The sequence below is a fragment of the Flavimarina sp. Hel_I_48 genome, assembly GCF_000733945.1.
Lineage (GTDB): Bacteria > Bacteroidota > Bacteroidia > Flavobacteriales > Flavobacteriaceae > Leeuwenhoekiella.
The window spans coordinates 1,424,200-1,448,995 of the sequence record NZ_JPOL01000002.1; the positions used below are offsets into that span (position 1 = coordinate 1,424,200).

The 24,796-nt window shown below is 40.0% G+C and carries 15 protein-coding genes and 1 tRNA gene; 9 read left to right on the top strand and 7 right to left on the bottom strand.

What is annotated here, in order from left to right; translation table 11 throughout:
* Window positions 1-104: 104 nt before the first annotated feature.
* On the bottom strand, window positions 105-1,046 hold the full coding sequence (locus P162_RS06460) for a ribose-phosphate pyrophosphokinase (RefSeq protein WP_031426437.1): 942 nt from the start codon (window positions 1,044-1,046) through the stop codon (window positions 105-107).
* 155 nt (window positions 1,047-1,201) lie between these two features.
* On the opposite strand from P162_RS06460, the gene P162_RS06465 reads away from it, so the two are divergent.
* The 8 genes from P162_RS06465 (at window position 1,202) to P162_RS06500 (ending at window position 10,860) form a co-directional block, all read left to right on the top strand.
* Window positions 1,202-1,281 (top strand) — tRNA-Leu (locus tag P162_RS06465).
* Window positions 1,282-1,578: 297 nt separating this feature from the next.
* A complete protein-coding gene (locus P162_RS06470; protein ID WP_164076225.1) occupies window positions 1,579-2,037 on the top strand; it encodes a hypothetical protein in 459 nt (152 codons plus the stop codon).
* Between the two features lie 153 nt (window positions 2,038-2,190).
* The gene (locus P162_RS06475; RefSeq protein WP_031426439.1) at window positions 2,191-3,408 is read left to right on the top strand and encodes an efflux RND transporter periplasmic adaptor subunit; all 1,218 of its coding nucleotides are present in this window, start codon (window positions 2,191-2,193) and stop codon (window positions 3,406-3,408) included.
* A 122-nt stretch (window positions 3,409-3,530) separates the two neighbouring features.
* A complete protein-coding gene (locus P162_RS06480) occupies window positions 3,531-6,677 on the top strand; it encodes an efflux RND transporter permease subunit (RefSeq protein WP_031426440.1) in 3,147 nt (1,048 codons plus the stop codon).
* A gap of 43 nt (window positions 6,678-6,720) precedes the next feature.
* Window positions 6,721-8,190 (top strand): efflux transporter outer membrane subunit, encoded by a 1,470-nt coding sequence (locus tag P162_RS06485; protein ID WP_031426441.1) that lies wholly within the window; start codon window positions 6,721-6,723, stop codon window positions 8,188-8,190.
* Between the two features lie 161 nt (window positions 8,191-8,351).
* On the top strand, window positions 8,352-9,245 hold the full coding sequence (locus P162_RS06490; protein WP_241077739.1) for a helix-turn-helix domain-containing protein: 894 nt from the start codon (window positions 8,352-8,354) through the stop codon (window positions 9,243-9,245).
* A gap of 118 nt (window positions 9,246-9,363) precedes the next feature.
* Window positions 9,364-10,023: an SDR family NAD(P)-dependent oxidoreductase gene (locus tag P162_RS06495; protein WP_031426443.1), complete on the top strand. Its 660-nt coding sequence runs from the start codon at window positions 9,364-9,366 to the stop codon at window positions 10,021-10,023.
* Window positions 10,024-10,170: 147 nt separating this feature from the next.
* On the top strand, window positions 10,171-10,860 hold the full coding sequence (locus tag P162_RS06500) for a DUF2652 domain-containing protein (RefSeq protein WP_051907806.1): 690 nt from the start codon (window positions 10,171-10,173) through the stop codon (window positions 10,858-10,860).
* Between the two features lie 335 nt (window positions 10,861-11,195).
* Here the strand turns inward: P162_RS06500 and P162_RS06505 are convergent, their stop codons facing one another.
* The 6 genes from P162_RS06505 to P162_RS06530 form a co-directional block, all read right to left on the bottom strand.
* A complete protein-coding gene (locus P162_RS06505; protein WP_031426445.1) occupies window positions 11,196-13,418 on the bottom strand; it encodes a xanthine dehydrogenase family protein molybdopterin-binding subunit in 2,223 nt (740 codons plus the stop codon).
* Window positions 13,415-14,407 carry an FAD binding domain-containing protein gene (locus P162_RS06510; protein WP_031426446.1) on the bottom strand — a complete coding sequence of 331 codons (993 nt, stop codon included), beginning with the start codon at window positions 14,405-14,407 and terminating at the stop codon, window positions 13,415-13,417. The genes P162_RS06505 and P162_RS06510 overlap by 4 nt, the downstream gene beginning before the upstream one ends.
* A gap of 50 nt (window positions 14,408-14,457) precedes the next feature.
* Window positions 14,458-14,955, bottom strand: coding sequence for a (2Fe-2S)-binding protein (locus P162_RS06515; protein ID WP_031426447.1), 498 nt, complete (start codon window positions 14,953-14,955; stop codon window positions 14,458-14,460).
* A gap of 259 nt (window positions 14,956-15,214) precedes the next feature.
* On the bottom strand, window positions 15,215-16,438 hold the full coding sequence (locus P162_RS06520; RefSeq protein ID WP_031426448.1) for a GAF domain-containing sensor histidine kinase: 1,224 nt from the start codon (window positions 16,436-16,438) through the stop codon (window positions 15,215-15,217).
* Window positions 16,439-16,693: 255 nt separating this feature from the next.
* The gene (locus tag P162_RS06525) at window positions 16,694-18,481 is read right to left on the bottom strand and encodes a RagB/SusD family nutrient uptake outer membrane protein (protein ID WP_031426449.1); all 1,788 of its coding nucleotides are present in this window, start codon (window positions 18,479-18,481) and stop codon (window positions 16,694-16,696) included.
* A 34-nt stretch (window positions 18,482-18,515) separates the two neighbouring features.
* Window positions 18,516-21,779, bottom strand: coding sequence for a SusC/RagA family TonB-linked outer membrane protein (locus tag P162_RS06530; RefSeq protein WP_035916914.1), 3,264 nt, complete (start codon window positions 21,777-21,779; stop codon window positions 18,516-18,518).
* A gap of 607 nt (window positions 21,780-22,386) precedes the next feature.
* On the opposite strand from P162_RS06530, the gene P162_RS06535 reads away from it, so the two are divergent.
* The gene (locus P162_RS06535) at window positions 22,387-24,774 is read left to right on the top strand and encodes a S9 family peptidase (protein ID WP_031426451.1); all 2,388 of its coding nucleotides are present in this window, start codon (window positions 22,387-22,389) and stop codon (window positions 24,772-24,774) included.
* Window positions 24,775-24,796 lie beyond the last annotated feature (22 nt).

A 24,796-nucleotide genomic window follows, 5' to 3' on the forward strand; every position in this document is an offset into this window, starting at 1 on the left:
TTATTATCATTCTTCCTTAGGCTCTTTCAGGACGGTGGTTGATATTTTTTTAAAATATTAACCACTATCGTAACTCCCCTACTAGGGAGAGGCCGGGGGAGGAATTACATAATAAACTTGGAGGCTATACTGGTATTTGTGTGTACGCGATGCATTACATCTGCAAATAGCGGAGCACAACTTACCACTCGTATTTTTTTACTTTCCTGTTTGAGCGGAATACTATCGGTCACGATAAGTTCTTCCAACTTACTATTTTCTACACGCTCATATGCGTCACCGCTTAAAATAGCATGGGTACAAATCGCACGTACGCTTAATGCACCTTTTTCCATCATGAGATTCGCAGCTTTGGTAAGCGTTCCTGCCGTATCTACCATATCATCCACAAGTACTACGTGACGGCCGGTTACCTGGCCTATAAGTTCCATATGACTAATGATGTTAGCTTTTTCCCGCTGTTTGTAACAGATTACCACATCGCTTTTCATTGCTTTGGAATACGCGTAGGCCCGTTTTGACCCACCCATATCTGGCGATGCAATCGTCAGGTCTTTTAGGTTCAGACTGTTTAAGTAGGGCAAAAAGATCGTTGATGCGAATAAATGATCAACAGGTTTTTCAAAAAATCCCTGTATTTGATCTGCATGTAGATCCATTGTAATAATGCGGGTAGCTCCTGCGGTTTCAAGCAAACTTGCAATAAGTTTTGCCGCGATGGGAACCCTGGGCTTATCCTTTCTATCCTGCCTTGCCCACCCATAATAAGGTATGACAGCCGTGATATGCCGTGCCGAAGCTCTTTTTGCCGCGTCAAGCATTAAAAGCATTTCCATTAAGTTCTCACTACTGGGCATGGTAGATCCTATCAAAAATACCCGTGAACCCCTAACACTTTCTTCAAAAGATGGCTGAAACTCACCGTCACTATAAGTCGAGGTAATAATCTTACCAAGCCCCTGACCGTATTCCTTTGCGATTTTCTCAGCAAGGGCTTTGCTCTGGGTGCAGCCAAATATTTTAGCTTGTGGATCAGTCAGTGACATACTTTACCTAATTTTGCTTGGTTGCTTTTCTTAAAAAGGAGTGCAAATTTAGAAATTAAGTTTTGATCAGCGGTTATTTATCAAAATTATTATCGATTAAATCAATTAATTTTTTAATTTTGCCAAACCATTCAATGGTATATTTTCTATCACTTGCCTCGGTGGCGGAATTGGTAGACGCGCTGGATTCAAAACCCAGTTCTTACGAGTGCGGGTTCGATTCCCGCCCGGGGTACAAAAAAGCTCAAACATTTGTTTGGGCTTTTTTTTATGACATAGTAATAGTACTCTGAAACCTGCTCTCTAATCTTCTTTCCATAGAGCTGTCTGTCTTTTTTATTCAAATAGTGCCCTATATGTGTTAGCAGAAGTACTTAAGTCAATTGAAAGCCTTTACTGTATTTTAGATCACTTAAAGATTCCACTTTAGCGTTTTTAGTAGATTTTGGTCATTCCTACCTTCATTTTGATAATTGAATTTGTAACTGCTCTAAATAATTTTGTGCGGCAATCCAAAATCCCCATTGATAAAATGAAAGCGTTCCTCAGTAGATTGATAAAAATAGCCGCCTTAACCATTCTCAGTCTTGTTTCGGTTTCAGTTACCGCACAGACAAGCAATAGGAATAAATTTAAGATTATACAACTTGATACCATATCTGTAACATCAGGCCAACAAGACTTTAATAAATTTATTTTAAATACTATTCATAGCGGAAGCTTTAATTACCGAAAAGTTTTAAAAAAGGCGAAATCAGAAAACGAACTTTACAAATTTAAACGCTTTAATTTATCAAAAGTTGAACTTTTAAAGCAATTCAAAAAAGCAGCCCGCAAGTCTGATTCCGTCGAAGAATTTGTGTCCTATTTTCATGAACAGGACTTTAATTTTCTCGAACACCTTGAAGATTATGTGATTGCCGGTCTTTACAACACCATGCGCAAAACAACTTTTAATGGCCTTTTAGACGCCTGGCAATCCTACTATTAAAATTCATCTGCGCCATTTTTGACTAAAATCAGTATTCAAAAAAAAGAAAATAGTAGATTTTGGTCATTTATGCTGTCATAATGGTTAACTGCTACCTGGGATTCAAAATACCTTTGTCACTTCAAAAACAATCAATCCAATACATTTTAGAACATGAAAACAATAGATTTAAATACACGAAAAATAGCTTTAAGAATTCTGGCTGTTGCTGGTTTGATCTTCGTTATACTTTTAGTGTTATCGTTTACCACTGGTAACAAAGTTGAAAATGGCCAACAAGCAGCAGCACAGGCAATGCCAGTAGAAGTTGCATTTCCTGTTTATGAAAAAATAACCGAATGGGATGAATATACCGGTCGTTTTGAAGCCAGTGACCGTGTGGAAGTTCGCGCCAGGGTAAGTGGATTTTTAGAAGCCGTAAACTTTGAAGATGGTCAGATGGTAAAAAAAGGCGAAGTGCTTTTTACCCTTGATGACAGACCATTTAGAATTGCGCTAGATCAGTCCAATGCAAATTATGGTCAGGCAATTGCATCTCTCAAAACAGCACAGGATAATTATGACCGCGTAGAAACGCTTCGGGAATCTGGTGCAATGTCTACTGAAGAATACGATCGCAGAAAGCAAGCATTGGAATTTGCCAAATCAAGTATTCAATCGTCTCAGGCAAGCGTAGATGCTGCTAAGTTAAATCTTGAATTTACCCGGGTCAAAGCGCCTATTTCAGGTTTGGTGAGCCGTGACAAAGTAAATGAAGGCAACCTGATTGATGGCGGTTCTTCCACTTCAACACTGCTAACCACAATTGTTGCCACAAGTCCTATTGATTTTTATTTTACAGGAAGTGAATCTGATTATTTAAGATATGTGCGCTTAGCCAGAAATGGAGAACGTGGTGCGCTGCGTTCAGAAGGAATTCCTGTTTATATAAAATTACAGGATGAGGATGAATTTCTTCATGAAGCCAAAATGGATTTTGTTGATAATGAAATAGACAACAGCACCGGAACCATTGAAAGCCGTGCCGTGCTGGAAAATAAAGATCATCTTCTGGAGCCGGGAATGTTTGGGAAAGCCAGATTATTGGGAAGTGCAGAACATACCGCACTCATGATCCCGGAAGATATAATAGGCACTAATCAATCCATCCGATTTGTCTATGTGTTGGGCGATGACAATGTCGTGACCAGTAAAAACATCAGTTTAGGACCGTTGCATTCTAATGGTTTGCGCATAGTACGGGACGGTATCTCTAAAGATGACAAGCTAATTGTCAATAATATTCAGAAAATAAGGCCAGGAATGCCGGTTTCTCCTATCGAAACTTCGCTATCTAAAAATGCACCTACAGAAGAAACAAGCGTGAATTAAGCTGGAATACATCAATTTTCAGTAGTCACAACATTTAAGCAATCCATTCAATTGCTCTTACTATTCATTTTTTGAATTAAGAAGCACTACGGGAATGCCATATCCTAATTGTAAATAAAATCATGAATTTTAGTCACATTTTTATAAAGAGACCCATATTTGCTGCCGTGTTGAGCGTGCTCATCCTTATCGTGGGAGGTCTTGCTTATGTTTCCTTGCCCGTATCGCAGTTTCCAGACGTTGCGCCCCCTACGGTAGAAGTGGTTGCACTTTATCCGGGGGCAAATGCTAAAACACTTTCAGAAACGGTGGCCGCACCACTCGAGAAGGAAATTAACGGTGTGGAAGGGATGCTCTATATGACTTCTCAGTCTTCTGCAGATGGCCGGGTGGTACTTCAAATAGCTTTTGAGCTGGGTACAGATCTTGACAGGGCACAGGTGCAGGTTCAAAACAGGGTAGCGATTGCAGAACCTCGATTGCCGGAGTCTGCCCGCCGACTGGGAGTTACCACAAAGAAAATATCACCAGATATCCTGCTCGTGGTCAATATGTATTCTCCTAACAAAACCTATGACCAGACGTATATGGGTAACTACGCCACGCTTCAATTGAAGGATGAATTGGCCCGTATAAAAGGTATTGGGGATATACAGATTTTTGGTGCTGCAGAATATGCCATGCGCATTTGGCTTGATCCCAGCAAAATAGCAAATCTGGATATGACCGCGGGCGAAGTGGTAGCTGCGCTTCGGGCTCAGAACGTACAAATAGCAAGCGGAACTTTAAATACATTACCCTCCGGAAGCCAGTCCGCTTTCGAAATAAATATACAAACCCAGGGTAAACTGGTTACCACGGAACAGTTTGAGAATGTTGTTATAAAATCAGACGCAGGAGGAAGAATTGTACAGGTTAAAGATGTGGGACGTGTTGAACTAGGTGCTCAGAATTATGCCACTAAAGGCTATTTAGGAAAAGAGCCTGCTATAGCCATGCCCGTTTTTCAACAGCCTGGAGGAAATGCACTGGAAACGGCTGCCGAAATCAAATCCAGAATGGAGGAACTTTCAAAAAATTTTCCGGAAGATTTGGAGTATAAAATCGCCTATAATCCTACTGAATTTATACAAAAATCAGTTGATGAGGTTTACCACACCATATTTGAAGCTATCCTTTTGGTAGTGTTGGTTATTTTACTGTTTCTGCAATCCTGGAGAGCGGCCATTATACCTATTCTGGCCATTCCCGTTTCCCTTATAGGAACATTTGCTGTTATGGAAGCAATCGGTTTTTCACTCAACAACCTTACCCTTTTTGGACTGGTACTGGCCATTGGGATTGTGGTAGATGATGCCATTGTGGTGGTTGAAAATATGGAGCGCTATTTAGCAAAAGGACTTTCGCCCAGGGAAGCTGCCGTAAAAACAATGGATGAAGTAGGAGGCGCTTTGATTGCCATAGGTTTAGTACTGGTTGCTGTATTTATTCCCACGGCATTTTTAGAAGGTATTTCCGGTCAGTTTTACAAACAATTCGGGATGACCATTGCCGTGGCAACAACTATTTCGGTATTTGTCTCCTTAACCTTAAGTCCGGCGATGGCTGCTTTATTGATGCGCCATGAAGTAAAGGATCCCAATAAAAAAACCCCGGTAGTGCTTCGGCCTTTTGCTTATGTAGGCAATGGATTTAATAATTTCATTGAAAAACTCTCTGGTAATTATGCCAAAAGCGTTCAGAAACTTCTGAGAACTTCCATACTTGTTTTAGTTGTCTATGGCGGTTTAATATTGATTACCGGCTTCGAATTTGGAAGAGTGCCCAAAGGATTTATTCCTGCAATGGATCAGCAATATTTTATCACTTTGGTACAATTACCTCCGGGATCCTCATTATCGCGAACAGATAAGGTGATCAAAGAAGTGCTGGACATAGGTTTAGACATTGACGGCGTAGAAAATGCAGTTGCCTTTACGGGATTTGATGCAGCTTCAAACACCAATGCTTCAAACACTGCAGCGGTATTTTTAACCCTTGAGGATTTTAATGTGCGTAATGATAAAGGCCTGGATTATGCAGGTTTATTGGGCACCGTAAGTGCAAAATTAGCCCAAATTGATGACGCGATCGTTCTTGTAATTCCCCCGCCATCCGTACGCGGGATAGGAAATGCGGGCGGATTTAAAATGATGATTCAGGACCGGGCAAATTTAGGTACAGAGGAACTGGTAAAAGCCACTAGCGCGTTGGCAGCAGCGGCAAATGCAGATCCTATACTCAGTAATGTTTTTACTTTTTTTAATGATCAAACACCTCAGTTATATTTAGATATTGACCGCGTAAAGGCCGAAAAACTAGGTGTAAGTGTGGGAGATGTTTTTCAGTCGCTGGAGATTTATATGGGTTCTGCCTTTGTAAATGAATTTAATTATTTGGGAAGAACGTATCAGGTTACGGCCCAAGCAGATGCTCCTAACCGATTGACACCAGACGACATTTCGCGTATAAAAGTACGCAACAAGGATGCCGAAATGGTGCCCGTAGGAACCTTTACGCGCCAGCAAGATATAGCGGGTGCTTCCCGAATCCCCAGGTATAACCTGTATCCCGCAGCAGACTTAAATGGTAATGTTGCACCGGGACACAGCTCTGGAGAGGCACTGGATAGAATGGAAGAACTTGCAGCCGAAATTCTGCCAAAGGGAATTTCGTATGAGTGGACAGAATTGGCTTATCAGGAAAAGCAAACAGGAAGTACCGCTGGTATTGCTTTTTTCCTTGCCGTTGTATTTGTATTTCTTTTACTAGCGGCTCAATTTGAAAGCCTCATACTTCCCCTGGCCGTTATTTTTATTGTTCCCATGGTTTTGTTATCAGCGATTGTAGGGATTGATCTGGCAGGGCTGGATAACAATATAATGGTACAAATAGGATTGATAGTTTTGGTAGGGCTCGCCAGTAAAAACGCCATTCTTATTGTGGAATTCGCCAGGCAATTAGAAGATCAGGGTGCAGATTTAAAAACCGCTGTAATTGAAGCATCTAAACTGCGCTTGCGCCCCATATTAATGACCGCATTGGCATTTATACTTGGTGTGATTCCCCTGGCCATCGCCACCGGCGCTGGTGCAGAGTTGCGTGTTTCTTTAGGAATAGCGGTATTCAGTGGAATGCTGGGTGTTACTATCTTCGGAATATTCCTTACCCCGGTGTTTTACTATCTGGGCAGAAAATGGACGTCCAAAAAACCAAAACAGATACACTAACAAAATTCAGCACTAAAAAGGTTGAAATAACTTAAAAATAACGATGAAAAATCTGATTTTTATAACATTATTGTCATTTTTCCTGCTTTCCTGTGGGATGACAAAAAGGGATTTTACGGTCAATCCAAGAACGCAAATACAGAATGATTTTTTACAAGAAGAACTGGCTGATACGGCATTCACAACTTCAAAAATAATTGAAAACTGGTGGTCAAAATTTAATGATCCGGTTTTAGATACTTTGATATCAAAAGCAAGAACAACTAATTTAGACATTAATTCAGCCGTGGCGAATTTCTATGCTTCGCGGGCTTTTTTGAAAGAAACAAAATTTGACAGAGCACCCACGGTTACTGCAAATGGTGATTACACCAGAACCCGCCTTGGGGAAAATGTGTTTGTACAGGGCAGCAATCCTACCTATAGCAGTTATAACAGTAGTTTTGATGCATTTTGGGAAGCAGATTTGTTTGGACGGGTTTCCAATCGTATTAAAGGTGCGTACGCTAATAATCAAGTAGCCCTGGCAGATATGCATGGAATGTATGTAAGCATTTTTGCTGAAGTGGCTAATAATTATATGGAATTACGTGGCACACAATATCTCTTGGATATCGCGAATCGCAATTTAAAAGGGCAACAGAACACGTATGACCTTACCGTTCAATTATCGGAAGCCGGTACAAGTAATAGTCTGGATGTTGCCAGGGCAAAAGCACAACTGGAAAACACCCGGGCGACCATTCCACCTTTAAAAGCGCGCCTGGAAGCTTTGAAAAATAGCTTGAGTGTTTTGATAGGGGAAGCCCCCGGTAACCTGGATTCAGAAATTATTGATAAGCAGCCTTTGCCCAGTCTCCCAAATTCGGTAGCGCTGGGAGATCTTACTGAATTATTTCGCCGCAGACCAGATATAAGAAGGGCAGAAGCTACCTTGCAGGTACAGATCGCACAGTACAATCTGTCTGTTGCAGAGCTTTACCCTAAAATCCAGTTTGGTGGATCTATTGGCTTTTCAGCTGTTGATTTTGCGAATTTTGGAAGTAAAGAATCCTTTACGTGGAGCATCATGCCCACTATAAGCTGGGCAGCATTTAACCTGGGAAGGGTAAAACAGCAAATCAAACAAAATGATGCCCTGACCATAGCGGCAATAAATCAATATGAAAAAGCGGTGTTAGATGGTCTTGAAGAAATCAAGACCGCCCTCTCCAGATATTCCAATGAATTGCAAAGAAGGGAAATATTAAAAATTTCTTCCGAAGCTAGTGCGCAGGCAGCACAGTTTGCCAGACAACGCTATAATGCAGGTTTAGACAGTTTTATTGACTATTTAAGCGCAGATAATACCTTACTTCAATCTGAAAATTCTTTGGCTGAAAGTGAAATATTTTCTGCAACTTCATTGATTGCAATTTATAAGGCGTTAGGCGGAGGCTGGGAAATAATTTCAGAAGATGAGGTAAATACCAGATTTGAAAAAATGAAACAGGAAGATAAACGTTCCAGATAAACCGGTAATTATGCCTGAAAATCGGCTTAAAAACAGACCAATTTGACCAATAAATTATTTACCAAAATTCAATATCAATCAGTTAAACACCTGTTTTTTGCATATCGAAGATACTTTAATATTTAAAAAAATAACATTATGTCATTATTTAATACTTTTATATGATGACTAATACTGAAATTCCGGTTTTTGAAACCAGTAATGATTTGAGTGAAGCTATGGGCTTTCCTCACAGAAGTCATATTCCTAATTTTGATATCTATTCTTTAGAGCGATTAGAACCTTCTGCAAGGAGATGTATGCCTCCATACCGGCAGGGATTTTATCAAATTGGGCTGTTGAGTTATGTAGGAGGGAGCAGGTTAAACCTGAATACAGATTGGCTTACGCTAGAGGATTATCCCTTATGGTTTGTGGTGCCCGGGCAGGTATTTTCCTGGGTGCGTGATGAGAAAATGGCTGGGTTCAATATCATGTTCCGAAAAGAATTTTTAATGAATGTGGCTGATAATGTGACTGAAGATTTTCCGTTTTTGAAAATGTCTGAAAGGAGTTTGTTGATGCTTACCAAAGAAGAGCATGAAACGCTTTATTTTGATGCCCAGAGAATGCTTTCGGTATTTGAAAATCCGCATCCGTATCAGGAAAAAATGCTGGAAGGTATGCTGGTTTCGTTTTTATATTTTTGCAAAGCGGTTTATGAGCGTTACAAATCCACTGAAACTCACTTATCACGAGCGCAGATGATCACCCAGAAATTTGAAATTCTTGTAGATAAAATGTACGTGGACACTAAAAATGTGAGCGATTATGCCGAAAAACTCAATATAACGCCCAATTATCTCACCACAACGGTAAAAAAATTAACGGGTAAAAGCGCTAAGGATATTATTCAGGAAAGGCTTCTTGTGGAAAGTAAAAGTCTTTTAAGATTTTCTGGTCTGGACGTAGGAGAAATTGCCTACCGACTTAATTTTCAGGAGCCAACACATTTTACACGTTTTTTTAAAAAATGGAGTGGTACAACGCCGAACAAATTCCGTCAAGGATATTGAGTATAGTGGAATACATAGTGTAGTCATAGACTGATTATTTTTTGGTCATTCATTAATGAAAAATGGTTCTTTTTTGAAGTAAGGTATAGTTAAATTTGCATAGTATAATTGGAAAGTCATGAAAACTAAAAGGGTAGCAGTTGTTACGGAAGCAGGAAATGGGTTGGGAAAAACGTTTGCTAATATTTTATTGAATCATGAGTATGAGGTAATCCTTGCAGCGAGTAAAAAAAGTTTTGAAAATCTTTCACAGGAAGGCGGAGCGCTGCATGATTACAAGCTTTTTAAAACAGATTTTACTTCATTAGAAAGCTTAACCGAACTAAAATCATTGATCACATCAAAATTTGGAAAACTGGATTTGTTGATTAACAACGCCGAAATAGCCAATGGTTTTGGGCAAAAGATTGAACAGATACGTATTGAGGATGTAAAACAAGTGTATGAAACCAACCTGTTCGCCGTTATTAGAATCATACAGCTTTTTAAACCTTTGCTCGAAAAAAGCGATGCTCCCAGTATTATTAACATGACAAGCGCTCTGGGCGATATTGATAAAATGACAGATGAAAACTTTTGTTATGCTAACTATTGTATGACTGCTTACGCTACTTCAAAAGCAGCATTAAATATGTTTACACATCTGCAATGCAAAGAGTTTAAGCCTTCAAAAATCAACATTCAAAATTTTGATCCTGTTGCCTTGAAAAACTGTACGCATAATTCCGTATCTATTAAGGATGGGATAAAGGATGACTTTATTGCTTTGATTAAATAAAGGCGTCTCAATCCTCATAAAAAATTTCTACCAGACTTTCTCGGATTAGCTCATTAATAGCTTCCTAAATTAATGTTGTTGCAGGAATAATCCTATTTGAATATAATACTACAAACAAAAATAATACTACAAACAAAAGCAGACCACGTGAAAACAACAATTACAAAAAGACCGATTAAAAAATCTCAACTTCAGCCTTTGGATAGTTCCTTTGAGGGAACACTACTAATTCCGGACATTAGCGGATTTACAAAATTTGTAAATGAAACTGAATTTAACGCAGGGCGTGAGATTACAAAGCAACTGCTGCAGGTTATCCTTAACAATAATATACTTGACCTTAAAATTTCAGAAATAGAAGGGGACGCCGTTTTGTTTTATACCAAGGTTCCCTTAACTCCTATTCAGATCAAAAATCAATATGAAGTCATGCTGGAGTCTTTCACAGAAAAGATCCTACAACTAAGCAAAGAAAATGGTTTTGAAATCAATCTTTCTTTAAAACTGATTGCACATTATGGCGAATTGTCAACCTATTCGATTAGTAATTTTGAAAAACTCTATGGTAAAACGGTTATTGAGGCACACAAACTTCTTAAAAACAACATTGTAAGTGATTCCTATTTATTGCTTACCGAAAGTGTTTTCTATGCAAATAAAGGAAGGTTTAAAGGAACCTGTTATTATTCTAGCAGTCAGCTATGTGAGGTCTATGGGCATTTAAAGAAGATAGGCTACATTTATTTAGACTACAAAGATGATAAAGATAGCGGTACGATAGATCAAGTAAATGATTTTTTGAATTATAAACCGCGTTCCACCCACGTTTTGCAGTAGCTATACAAATCAAACCGGTACTCTATACCAGTACTGGGATTATTTCTCAATTTTTTTTTAAATCAAAATTTTCATTTTTAGCGAATTGGGCAATTTACCTAAGGTGTTGGTATCAAATGCCTCGGCTTTTCCCATAATAGTACCTTCACTTCCCAAAATGGCACGGATGGTATCCATCCAAAGTTCTTCTCCAGTTGGGAATATTTAATCGCCCCCATATGGTAGTGAACTAATACAGGTTCAACAAAAAGAATTATAAATATTAACGAAAACTCCAATAAAACAGGTAAAATTCCTATTTTATTGAGGTTTTTAGCTATTCAGACTTCTCATACTTATAATAACTTATCCAAAGTAATGGGCAACTCCCTAATTCTCTTTCCAGTTGCGTTATAGATAGCATTTGCGACCGCCGCGGCAACACCTACCATCCCAATTTCTCCCAGGCCTTTAGCCCCTAACGGGTTTACAATTTCATCGTTTTCTTCTACAAATATCACTTCCAGTTCTTCAATATCGGCGTTTACGGGTACGTGATATTCAGCAAGATTGGCATTCATGACCCTACCATTTCTGGCATCCATCATTCCCACTTCCTCTAGCGCCATACCAAGTCCCCAGACGATACCTCCCATAATTTGGCTTTCCGCGGTTTTAGGGTTTATGATTTTTCCTCCTGCTATAGCACTAACCACACGTGGAACATGAATCACTCCCAGTTCACTATCTACATGTACCTCAACCATAACACAGGAATGGGTGTAACAGGAATAATTTTCACGCTCATCCTCTGGCTCGGTATTTATACTTTCTTCAATCGTATTTTTCTGGGCGGCATCCATTATATCTATATAATTAATGGATTTTCCAGAACGTAAAACCAGTGTACCGTTCTCAAAACTGGCATCTTCTATCATTTCCCCTTCTAACAATTTAGGGTGTGTTTCTTCGGCAAGTTCAAAGAGCTTCTCCCGGAGTTCGATACAAACCAACTTAACGGCAGAGCCTACAGAAGAAACCGTCCATGAACCGCCTTGTATGGGGGCTTTGGGTAATTCGGTATCCCCTAGCTTAAAACTTACATTGTCCAGCGGAAGACCCAGAATTTCTGCTGCAATTTGTGTCATCACGGTATAGGTACCCGTACCAATATCCGCAGTACCAGAAAGCACGGTAAGATTGCCTTCTTTAGTGAAAATGGCCTTTGCGGAAGCTTTTTGCTGCATGGCTTCCCACACCCCGGTTGCAACACCATGCCCTATAAGTATATTGCCATTCTTATTGCTTCTGGGCTCTGCCTTGCGCTTATCCCAGCCAAACTTTTCCGCAGCTCTGCTATAACATGCCCTGAGCTCTTTACTCGAAAAAGGTTTGTCTTCATTCTGATCTTTTTCGGCATAATTGATCAGGCGCAAATCGAGCGGATCAATACCCGCGGCAACCGCCAGTTCGTCCATCGCGCACTCCAGACCATACATCCCGGTCGCTCCTCCCGGTGCCCGCATATCATTAGGCGTATATACATCTAAGGGCACCAGTTTATAATCCAGCGCTATGTTATCACACGTGTACATTAACCCAGACCAATCTACGATGGTCTCCGTATATTTTTCAAATTGGGAAGTTTCACCATAAGCATGATGCGTCAGGGAAGTAAGTTTTCCCTTCTTATCTGCCCCTAGCTTAAATTCCTGAAAACATGCCGGGCGATGCCCAAAAGAAAACATTTGCTGCCGTGTCATGACAACTTTTATGGGTAGGTTGAGCATTTTTGCTGCCACTGCGGCAAAAAACAACTGATATTGTGGTCGTAACCCGGAACCAAATCCACCACCCACAAATTCTGATTTGACACGTACTTTTTCTTTATCAAGGTTAAAAATACCGCTAATGTATTTTTGACTGCTCCCTACTCCCTGTATCTTGTCATAAATAAGAAAACTTTCCTCCTGATCGTTCCAGATCGCTACGGTGGCAAAGGTTTCCATAGGGTTGTGATATTCCCTGGGCAAGAGATATGCAGCCTCTACTTTGACTTCTGCATCAGCAAAAGCTTTTTTGGCATTACCGCGAGATTCAGCTGGTTCTGGTATATCATCATCCTTGAAAGCGTTCCCTAAATTTTCTTTTAAATCGATGGCGCTTGAACCTTCAGCTTCATAAGTAACGGTTATCAAACCCGCCGCGTAGCGGGCAATTTCAAAAGTGTCTGCAACCACAAGTGCAATGGGCTGGCCATTATAAAGCACTTTGTCATTGTAAAGTGGCCGGAAAGGACTGCCCCCCGGAGGGGCAAGGGGATCGCTATAGTCTGCATTGACCTTAACGGAAACAGGTACATTCTCATGTGTTATCACCTCTTTTACCCCTTCAATTTGAAGCGCTTTTTGAGAATCTATTTTTGTGATTGTTCCTGTAGCTATCGTACTGTTCGCTATATAACCGTACACCATATCTGGTGGATTGAATTCAGCACTGTATTTAGCCGAACCAGTAACTTTTTGATGACCGTCCACGCGGGAGGTTGCCGCTCCCATAAATTGATTTGTTGCTATCATTTTTTACTCTCTAATGCGGTTAATAATGCCCTAACGATACTTTTTTTGGCCAGATCAATCTTAAAATCATTGTCACCAAAACCTTTTGCACCTGAAATTAGCTTTTCTGCAAATTCTTCAAAATGCTTGCGATTTGGCGTTTTACCTACATAATCCTTTTCTAGTTCTGCCAGGCGCCATGGCTTGTGCGCAACCCCTCCTAGGGCCACCCGTAAATCTTTTATATGCTCACCATCCATTTCAATTGCCGCTGCTACAGATACCAGAGCAAAGGCGTATGAACGTCTGTCCCTGACCTTTAAATATTCAAAATGCTGTGAAAAACCTTTTTCCGGCAGGTCAATAGAAGTTATGAGTTCGCCAGGTTGAAGATTCGTATCTTTTTCTGGTTTATCGCCTGGCAAACGGTGAAATTCCAGAATGGGTATGCTGCGTGATCCCTGATCTCCCGTTACCTGTACCGTAGCATCAAGCGCTGCCAGGGCGACACACATGTCAGAAGGATGGGTCGCTATACAGGAATCGCTGGTTCCCAGGATGGCATGTATACGATTGAAACCGCCAATTGCGGAACAACCACTACCAGGCTCCCGCTTGTTGCAGGGGGTAGCCGTATCATAAAAATAGTAGCAACGCGTGCGCTGCAAAAGGTTTCCACCATCAGTGGCCATGTTGCGAAGCTGGGTTGAAGCACCACTTAGGATCGCTTTTTGCAAAAGGGGATATTTCTTTTCCACCTCTTCATTATATGCTGTATCCGCATTCGTAGCTGTGGCGCCCAGACGTAGACCTGCATCTGGAAGCGTCTCTATTTCTGAAAGTCCGAGCGCGTTTATATCCAGCAAATGCCCTGGATTTTCCACTCGGTATTTCATGAGGTCTATCAGGTTAGTGCCTCCTGCTATATAACGGTTGCCTATAGTATCCTCAGTAGCTTTATCAACAGCTACAGATATAGAATCAACCTGTGTTAAAGAAAAATTGTTCATGATAGTTGGTTTATAATAAGTAAGAAAATGAACTATGCTACAGACAGTTTTTAAATGCCCTGCACATTTTTTTGTTTCATCTCTTCAATAACCTTGTAGATGTTTGCATAAGCGCCACAGCGGCATATGTTACCACTCATAAGATCCCTGATTTCATCTGGCGTTTTACCTTTATCCATGTTCAACAGACCCACTGTGGCGCAGATCTGGCCGGGGGTACAATAACCACATTGAAAAGCATCATGATCCAGAAAAGCTTGTTGTACGGGATGGAGGTTATCTCCCTTAGATAAACCTTCTACGGTAATAATTTCTTTTCCCTGTTGCATAACAGCCAAGCTAAGACAGGAATTGACAGCTTTACCATCCACTAAAACTGTACACGCACCGCACTGACCATGATCGCATCCCTTTTTAGTTCCGGTTAATTTTATGTGTTCCCGTAGGGCATCCAACAATGTAGTCCAGGGAGAAATTGCAATTTTCTCTATGTTTCCGTTTAATTGGAGTTCGATCTCCTGGGTTTGAGGGTATTTTTTATATTCCATAGTAAACTTCTTTATTCAAATACTATCGCTTCAGAGCGCAATTAAAAGGAAAGTTAAGCCTATATTCTAACTCATTAAGCGACATTAGTATATCTTTTACATATTGCAATCAAGACAAAATGCATTCTCTGTATAAATTTTTAAGGCTTTAAAATAGGGCAATATCGTAGCATGAGCGGGAGCCATTACCTAGTGAGGCTATTTATGAAAAAGAAACTTCTGTGTATACTACTTAATGCCCCTGATAAATACTTCATTTTTAGTCCAATTTCTCTAGAACCTTATTTTCTAATGGCATGCTGAAAGTAAAGGTTGTACGTTCTGAATTGGTATCTACCTTAATCTTCCCGCCGTGGGCCTTCGCAATTTCCAAACATATATAAAGACCCAGACCAAGGCCATTTCTATTATAGGTAGAATCCTGGCCAATAAAAGGTTTAAAGAGTTGGTCAAGTCTATGCTGTTCTATCTCTTTTCCTGTATTGGACACTTCAAAATTCAATGAACCATTTTTTGTGTTTATCTCCAGGTCAATGGTACCTCCATTCTCACCATGCTTTACGGCATTACTGAGTAAATTGGAAAGCAATTGGCCTATTCTTGTGGCATCACATATTACCAGGTGATCCAGTTCTATGGCAGTAGTTATTGTGTGATTAGAATCTAACGTCCTGATTTCATTTACTACTTGACTTATATTTTCTCGCAACAGATTCATATCAGCACTGAGGTTGAGGTTAATACCGTCCCCCAGGTTCCCTTTTGCAAAACTGAGAAGATTATCAATCAAGCGCTGCATACGGTAAGATGTTGATTTTATGTTCTCCGCAACCTTCATCCCTCTTTCAGAAAGAGACTCCATCTGAAGAAGCATATCTGCACACATTCTTGTTGTTCCCACAGGGTTTCTAAGGTCATGTGCAAGTATGGCAATAAAAGTCTCCCTTAGCTCACCAGAGGTACGCTCATTCCTCAAATTTGTAGTAAGTTGCTCTAAGTCTTCTACGGTCGCCAGATGATAGGATATTAGCTGAGCAAAAAGTTCAAAGAGCTCTTTAGTCTGTCTGTTTTTCAACTTCGCAGGACTCGGGTCAATAGCACAGAGGGTTCCGAAAAAATGACCGTCACGTCTAAAAATAGGGTATGAAATATAACTCTGGAAACCATATTTAGCCGGGGTGTGGTGATCGTGATATTCCTCATCTTCATCAACGTGTTCAATAATTATGGGATCAGGATACTGCATGATTTCATTGCATAATGTAGTCTGTAAATCTAATTCATCACCTGTAGTAAGCCCGAAGCCTATCTCGTCCTGAGACAAACAGGTAATCCATTTAGAATCTGTAACTCGGGCTACGGCAGCAAAACCCATACCTGTAGTGCGACATACAACATTAAGAAGCGGCACTATTGCCTTGATACCCGCTATATTATTGATATCCCTATCAAGTTCAGGACTGCGATCACTTGTAACTATCATATATGCTATTGAACCTTAAATGTTTAAAATTAATATATTTCTAGAAAAGATCTTAATTCTGCTCAAGTTGTCTAAAGTTTCTTCTATTACATCATACCAAATCATTAAATATTCTCAAGCCATCAAATTACGTTTCAAAATGTTAATTCTATTGTCGAAAAAAGCCCAATAACCTGACGGTTATTGGGCCTTTTCATTAGACTTCCTGTGAAATATATGGCTTGATATACACCGGCCATATCAGAAAATTAAAATTTAATATCCTGGATTTTGCATTAGCAAAGGAGTTCCATCTGGACCAACACTCAGGTCAATCTGAACCTGAGGAATAGGATAGTACTCGTTTTTACCGCTAACAAACCTTCCACCACGTACATCTGTAGTGATATCGCCTTGATACTCAAAATAAGCATTTAATGTTTCTTCGGCAATTCCCCAGCGCACAAGATCAAAAAAGCGATGACCTTCCATGGCCAGTTCCAGTTTGCGTTCAAAATAAATAGCATCCAGAGCGGTTTCTTGTGATGAGAACTGAGTCATCGTATAAGGCGCTATGTTATAATTGGCAGCATTTTCACTTTCATCAAAACCATCCAACGGTTTATTGGGATCAAGATAATCCTTAAGGAACCCATCTTCATTTGAAGCACGTTCCCGCACTTGATTCACATAATCCATTGCTGCACCAAGATTACCGATCTGAGCTTCAGCTTCGGCTGCCATTAGTAATACATCTGCAAAGCGAATAATTGAAACATTGATTGCCGTACCTGGTGCCCATGAACTTTGATCTGCATAAATATCCTGAGTTGCCTGTCTATATACACTTTTCTTAGGTGCATAGGGTCCACCATAACTCTGCTCTCGTACCCAAGCAGCACCTGGATGATAACCCCAGTCATGATAAGGAACCCCTCTTCTACCTATAGTCCAGTCCGCTCGAGGATCTAAAGACCCCTCATAAGGTGTGAAGGAATCATCAGAACCTATACCCTGATCATTTTTTACGGGTTCATCATTGTAATTTTCAATAAAAGGTAGACCTGTAGCCGCATCTGTTCTATAAGAATTCATTAAATCCTGTGAAGGTTGATAAAACCCACAGCATCTAAACGGACTGTTGTATGGAAAGTTCAATTTACTACCCTGACGGGAATTTGTAATAGTTCCCGTACCATCATTTGCTACCATTTGAATATCAAAAACGGTTTCTGAATTGTTTTCTGTAGCAGCGTCAAAGTTATCCTTAAAGAAGGGAACAAGATCATAGGCAACCCCTCCAGAGTTAACTCCTGAAGATATTACTGTACCTAAAATCTGCTGCGCCTCAGCAAATTTTTCTTGATAGAGGTAAGTCTTACCTAAATAGGATCCCGCTGCCCATTTATTTGCCCGTGCAAATTCTGGTTGCGTTGCAGGCAAATTTTCATAGGCAAACTGGAAATCAGCTTCTATCATAGGCCAGATATCCATATCATTGGGTTTATTGGCATCCTCGGTAGTCTCATCTATCCAGGGTACCATATTCCACATTTTCTTAAGCTCAAAATAATAGTGCCCTCTTAAGAAACGAGCCTGCGCCTCAATATTTAATCTATCAGCATCTGTAATATCCTCAACATTATCTAACAATCGTAATGTATTATTAGTACGTACAACGCCTTCGTAAAGTGCCTTCCATTTGGTATTATAATAACCGTTTGAAGGGTTTGAAATGAATTTTACGATTTGATCAATAGCGGGTTGGTCACCACCAAAACTTCCTTTACTGGCTTCACCCCCAGCTACTGTACCATAGACCCAGTTATCTGAGGCAGCTTCCCAGGGACCTCCTCCACCCAGAGCATTGTCAGCATCCTGTTGACCATCTAAAGCTCCGTAAGCACCAATGAGGAGTTTTTGAACTCCATCAGTATTACTAACTAGTTCATTGCTCAAAGAGCCCTGAGCAGGTTGTTCAAGAAAATTATCTGAACAGGCGGTTATTAAAAACACCCCAAGTACAGGAATGCAAAATGAGCTTATATTTTTTATGATTCTCATGATTTTTCTTTTATGATTCTTTATATAGCTTAATTTAAAAGGATGCATTTAGACCAAATATTATTTGTCTTTGGTTAGGATAAGCCCCTTCATCTATTCCCGTATTAGTAGCTCCTCCACCTGCGATTTCAGGATCTATACCAGAATAAGAAGTTATGGTAAATGCATTCGCCATTTGCGCATATATACGAAGTTTGCTAATGCTTATTTTTTCAAGCATTTCTGTAGGCAATGAATAGCCTAATTGAATTTGTTTTGCCCTCAAATAGGAACCATCTTCAACAAAATAAGAATTAGGCACATCTGCAAGGCTAAAAGATCCTGTTGTTTGCTGTATAGGTGCAGATGCATTCATATTTTGAGGTGTCCAGGAATCATAGAGGGCCGTAGTACTTTTCGCCCCTACAAAAGAGCTATAAAAGTCTGTCCACCATTTAACCTGATTCCAGATATCATTACCTTGCGAACCATACAAAAACATGCTAAAATCCCAGTTTTTATACATCAGTTCTATGTTGAGGCCATAGGTAAAGTCTGGATTTGGATTACCCAAGAACGTACGGTCAGCATCAGTGATTTGGTTATCACCGTTTGTGTCTGCATATCTAAAACGACCTACAGCTACATCAGATTGGTAGAGGGCATTGTTATTTCCAGTAGCTGCAATGGCTGCCTGGTTTGCCTGATCTATTTCTGCCTGGGAATTCCAGAAACCTGTTGTCTGGTAACCAAAAAATTGACTCAAAGAATGGCCCGCCTGGTTTCTAATGATATTACTACCATTAAAACGTCTTCCTTCCGCGTCAAAAAACTGAATACCATCAGATAATTTGATGATTTCATTATTATAACTGGTGAAGGTAACGGAAGTGTTTAACCTTAAGTCATCGGTAAGATTAAAGTAAGTAGAAAGGTCTATATCAAAACCAGTATTTCTCATTTCTGCTACGTTTTGAAATGGAACAGTGGCAGTTCCCTCTGTTGCAACCAGATTAGGATTGTAAAGTAAATCAGTAATATCTTTCCTGTAATAATCTGCGCTCAATTGTACAGTACTATTGAATAAAGAAGCATCTATACCGAAGTTAGAATCTGCATCCCGCTCCCATTTAGCATCTGGATTCCCTATACGTAACTGTCTAAATCCTTCCGTCAATGTATTATTACTACCTGTAATATCATAATAAGAGTTCGTTTGAACACCCCCAAAGGTTGTAAAAGCGTTAGGTGGCGTAACATTTATTTGATTACCACGAACACCATAACCCGCGCGGATTTTTAGATCGTTCAACCAGTCAGCTTCTGGCATAAAGGATTCATTTAAAATATTCCAACCTACAGATGCGGCAGGAAACCAGCCGTACTGCTCATTCAAGAATCTTGAGGAACCATCACGTCGTATGGTTGCACTTAACAAATATCTATCATTGAAGTTATAATCCAATCTACCGAAAACAGATGAAAGTGCATCAGCATACTGGAAACTGGTATTTGTTTGGGTACCGGCCCCTGTATCTAAATTCACATAGTTGGGATCAAAAGAAAAATAACTTTGTGTAGTTCCTCCTAATTCCCTACCTCTATTTTGATAAGCTTCTGTACCCACCAGAACGGTTACATTATGTTTATCGGCAAAAACGTTCTTATACTGTAGGGTGTTGGTCCAGGTCCAGTTATAATTGGTTTGAGAAGTTTCTGTATATTGATTAACGTTCAGATTTTCAGCGTTTTCATATTCTGGGAACTGAAAAGAATTAAAACTATTTGACAGGTACTGACCGCCATAGCTTGTTCTAAAGGTAAAGTGATCTAAAAAGTCAACTTCGGCAAATACGTTTCCAAAAAACCTGTTGGAAACACCTCTGTTATTCTTTCTGCGCTGTGCAATGGCTACCGGGTTTTTAGCGTTACCCAGGTCAGAACCAAAAGACCCTGCATAGTTACCACGTATGTCATATACTGGTATAATAGGTAATTCCCTAAACGCCATACCTATAACACTTCCTTCTGTAAGTGCATCTATTGTTGGGTTGTCACGCACCGCAAAACTAAAATTTTGTCCTATGCGAATGTTGTCATTGATATTATAGGTTGCATTAGCGCGCACAGTATATCTTTTAAGGTATGTATTTTCAATTGTTCCCTGCTGGTTGAAATAATTCATGGACAAGAAATAGCTCCCCTTTTCCGTCCCATTACTTACAGATACGTTATGGCTTGTGATACTGGCCGAGTCAAAAATTTCCTGAAACCAATTGGTTCCTTGTTTATTTGCCTCTACGATCCTATAGAAATTATTCAAATCATTGGGATTAGTATATAATGGATTAACATTATACAACGATTCATCTACACTGTTAACACCTACGGGTGCTATATAGTTAGGCAATACAGGGTCTGGTCCATTGCCATATTGATTATGGCTAATAGCCACACCAGGATTTGTATTCCTTATTGCTTGAAAAGTAAGCTCAGCTTGCTCCTGGGGGGAAAGCATGTCCCAGGGGTTTCCTTTTTGTACAAGCTGCATCCCATAATAAGAATCATAAGATACGCGCATTTTACCTTTTCCTTTTTTAGTGGTTACGATGATAACACCATTTGCAGCCCTGGCTCCATATATAGAAGCTGATGCCGCATCTTTTAAAACCTGAAGACTTTCAATATCGTTAGGGTTTATATCCTGAATGGTTTCCGTGGGGATACCATCTACAACATAAAGTGGGTTGTTATTACCAAAGGTATTTGCACCACGCACTTTAATCTGAGGCGCCTGTCCAGGCTGGCCGCCGCCAGTAATGGTAACACCAGAGACCCGGCCCTGTAATTGACTTGTAATTTGTGCAGAGGGTTGCTGTACAAGCTCGTCTACCTTGACCACAGAGATGGCACCGGTTAGATCCTGCTTACGTTGTGTACCATAACCTACCACGACCACTTCATCCAGTTGACCCGCATCTTCAGCAAGTGAAACATTTACGGCTGTCTGATTATTGATGGCAATTTCCTGCGTTTGAAAACCCACATAACTTATTACCAATGTTGCATCGCCAGGAGCATCTATGCTATAATTTCCGTCAAAGTCGGTTTGTGCACCTATGGTAGTCCCTTTTACCAGTACGCTCGCTCCCGGGAGCGGGTTACCATTTGCATCGGTTACGGTACCACTCACCGTTGTTTGCACGTATTCGCTATTTAATGAACCTCCACTTTCAAAAACGTTGGCTGTTATTGACTGATGTCCCAAACAGACCATCAGTGAAAAAATCCCGGTTTTTACAACGGAAGGATACTTCATCCGTTTTTTTGAATTGCAATAGTAATTTTTACTCATAGTAGTTTTGTAAGTTAGTTAAGTGTATTCGTCTTTGTCAGCGAAAACGATTTCTACACTATTAAGATGATTTAAAAACCTACAACAATATTAACTAATAATTTGACTATCCAAAACGAATTAGAAAAAAATATTAACCAGTATTACCAAGAATAATTGTAAGAAAACAATTTATTACTTAAAATAACACTTATTAAATGTAAATTATACATTTCTTGAAGCTTATTTTTGAACTATTCTCAATATCACAAAGATCACTTTAAACTTCTTAAATTATATTAATCACATTTTTTTAACACAAATTAAACCGTATTGAAATTGCACTTTTTTTGGCACAAATCATTAAAAAATCTATTTTTCAGTGAGGTGATTCAGACATAGATTATTAGATTTTTCAATTCAGATAAATGCTTAAATCATGTTTTTAAGTTTTCGATTTATAGTAGCACTTATCTAATAAATTACTTCTTAAATCCACTGAATACTACTATTTTTTGACGATTTTTAACCGTTCTAAACCCTCCTTTTTAGGTATATTGCTTTCTCACATTACTGTAAAGCATTAACTCCTATGGCATACAAATCAACCTCTCTACTTCTATTATCCAGTATTATTTTTCTCTTCTCATTCACAAATGTCCTGGCGCAGACAAGTCCGCTTTCGGTAGGGAAAATTATGCAAGATTCTCAATGGATGGGGACTTTCCCTTCTGATATCGAATGGGGGCCGCAGGGTAAAACCATTTACTTTAAATACAATCCTGAGAAAAATCCGGCAGATTCCTTGTATAAAATCAGCATAAACAATCAGGATACTATTGAAAAAGTAAGTCTATCCGAGAAAAAAAACAGAATTTCTTCCTACGGAACGTTTAATGACAATAAAACAAAAAAAATATTTACAGAAGATGGCGTACTCTATATATATGACGTAAAAAAAGATGCCAAAAAAGAATTATTACAGCTCGATTCCCGCATTCAGGATCCCACTTTTATGCAAGATGACAATCAGATTACCTTTACGTATGGCAATAATGCGTTTCAATATGATCTGGCAGCGGGGAGTCTGAAAAAACTTACCAATATCCTGGAAGGCAAAGCACCAGAGGACAAGGACAAAAAATTATCTGAAAAAGACCAGTGGCTGGAAGATGAGAATCGCGAACTGCTGCAAGTGGTAAATGAACGCGAAGAAAACGAAGAAAGAACCGAGGACTATAACGAAATCCTTGCCAAGAAAACGCCTTTTGCCTTTTATCTTGAAGATCGTTCCATGAGCGATTTAACCGTTGCGCCTAATGGCGATTACATCACTTTCAACCTCATCACCCGTGAACGCGGAAAATCTACAGAAGTGCCTAACTATGTAGACGCTTCTGGTTATACCACAGACCTCAATGCCCGTACTAAAGTGGGGGACGAAGAAACCAAAGTAGAACTTGCCATTTACAACGTACAAAAAGACACCGTTTATAGGGTTGAAACCACCGATTTGCCGGGAATAAAGGACCTGCCAGATTACATTGAAGATTATCCAGATAAAGACTGGAAAGAAGAAGAACGCGAAGTAATTCTTTCAAACGCTTACTTTTCCCCTTCCGGCGAAAAAGCGATTGTCAATATACGTTCTAAGGACAACAAAGACCGCTGGATCGCGGAAATAAACCTAGAAGATGGGAGCTTAAAATCCCTTGACCGCCAGCGCGACGAAGCATGGATTGCCGGTCCCGGGATTGGCTGGAGTTATGGTGGCGGCACCATGGGTTGGCTTCCTGATAACAAGCACATTTATTTTCAATCAGAAGCGAGCGGTTACTCCCATTTATACCTGCTAAATGTAGAAAATGGCACTAAAAACGACCTTACAAAAGGGGATTTTGAGGTGTTTGATCCGTTTTTGTCTAATGATAAAAAGTCATGGTTTCTCACCACTTCAGAAGTTGGCCCCGGCGAACGCCATTTTTATAAAATGCCGCTAATGGGCGGTAAAATGGAAAAACTGACCACGATGGAAGGGAATAACGAAGTTCATCTTTCGCCAGATGAAAAGAATATGGCCATTCTCCATTCCTACAGCAATCAACCATGGGAACTGTACTTAAAGAAAACCCGCGCAAACGCTGAAGCGGAGCAATTGACGCAGGGCCAGAGCGAGGCTTTTAAAAGTTATAACTGGCGCGATCCTAAACAGGTCAATTTTAAAGGAAGTGACGGCGCCATGGTTCCTGCCCGACTTTACGTACCGGCAGATAGTGTAAAAAATAATGCCGCGGTGGTTTTTGTACATGGAGCAGGATATCTACAAAATGTACATAAATGGTGGTCCAGCTATTTCAGGGAATACATGTTCAACAATATGCTAACCGATCTGGGCTACACGGTCATTGATATTGATTACCGTGGCAGCGCTGGTTACGGCCGCGACTGGCGCACCGCGATTTACCGCCATATGGGTGGAAAAGACCTCAGCGACCAGGTAGATGGCGTGAAGTATTTAGTGGAAAATTATGGTATAAATCCGCAGAAAGTAGGTATTTATGGCGGTAGTTACGGGGGGTTTATCACACTGATGGCCATGTTCAATGAACCCGAAACCTTTCAGGCGGGAGCAGCCCTAAGGTCTGTGACAGACTGGGCGCACTACAACCATGGCTACACCGCAAACATTCTCAACGAACCATCAAATGATCCTATTGCTTACAAGCGCTCCTCCCCTATTTATTTTGCTGAAGGCTTAGAAGGCGATTTACTTATTGAGCACGGTATGGTAGATACCAATGTACATTTTCAGGATGTGGTACGCTTATCACAACGTTTGATCGAACTGGGAAAAGAAAATTGGGAAATGGCCCTATTTCCGGTAGAAAGCCACGGTTTTGTAGAACCCAGCAGCTGGACCGATGAATACCGCAGAATTTTGAAATTGTTCAATGAGAGTTTACTTGGGAAGGTTGAATAAGTATTGATTATTCCTATTGTTA

What these genes read in the sequence shown, in the direction of transcription:
- P162_RS06525 (WP_031426449.1), bottom strand. Translation starts at nt 18,481, where the DNA reads ATGAGAATCATAAAAAATATAAGCTCATTTTGCATTCCTGTACTTGGG.
- P162_RS06505 (WP_031426445.1), bottom strand. Translation starts at nt 13,418, where the DNA reads ATGATAGCAACAAATCAATTTATGGGAGCGGCAACCTCCCGCGTGGAC.
- P162_RS06490 (WP_241077739.1), top strand. Translation starts at nt 8,352, where the DNA reads ATGATGACTAATACTGAAATTCCGGTTTTTGAAACCAGTAATGATTTG.
- P162_RS06535 (WP_031426451.1), top strand. Translation starts at nt 22,387, where the DNA reads ATGGCATACAAATCAACCTCTCTACTTCTATTATCCAGTATTATTTTT.
- P162_RS06515 (WP_031426447.1), bottom strand. Translation starts at nt 14,955, where the DNA reads ATGGAATATAAAAAATACCCTCAAACCCAGGAGATCGAACTCCAATTA.
- P162_RS06495 (WP_031426443.1), top strand. Translation starts at nt 9,364, where the DNA reads ATGAAAACTAAAAGGGTAGCAGTTGTTACGGAAGCAGGAAATGGGTTG.
- P162_RS06520 (WP_031426448.1), bottom strand. Translation starts at nt 16,438, where the DNA reads ATGATAGTTACAAGTGATCGCAGTCCTGAACTTGATAGGGATATCAAT.
- P162_RS06530 (WP_035916914.1), bottom strand. Translation starts at nt 21,779, where the DNA reads ATGAAGTATCCTTCCGTTGTAAAAACCGGGATTTTTTCACTGATGGTC.
- P162_RS06470 (WP_164076225.1), top strand. Translation starts at nt 1,579, where the DNA reads ATGAAAGCGTTCCTCAGTAGATTGATAAAAATAGCCGCCTTAACCATT.
- P162_RS06475 (WP_031426439.1), top strand. Translation starts at nt 2,191, where the DNA reads ATGAAAACAATAGATTTAAATACACGAAAAATAGCTTTAAGAATTCTG.
- P162_RS06510 (WP_031426446.1), bottom strand. Translation starts at nt 14,407, where the DNA reads ATGAACAATTTTTCTTTAACACAGGTTGATTCTATATCTGTAGCTGTT.
- P162_RS06460 (WP_031426437.1), bottom strand. Translation starts at nt 1,046, where the DNA reads ATGTCACTGACTGATCCACAAGCTAAAATATTTGGCTGCACCCAGAGC.
- P162_RS06485 (WP_031426441.1), top strand. Translation starts at nt 6,721, where the DNA reads ATGAAAAATCTGATTTTTATAACATTATTGTCATTTTTCCTGCTTTCC.
- P162_RS06480 (WP_031426440.1), top strand. Translation starts at nt 3,531, where the DNA reads ATGAATTTTAGTCACATTTTTATAAAGAGACCCATATTTGCTGCCGTG.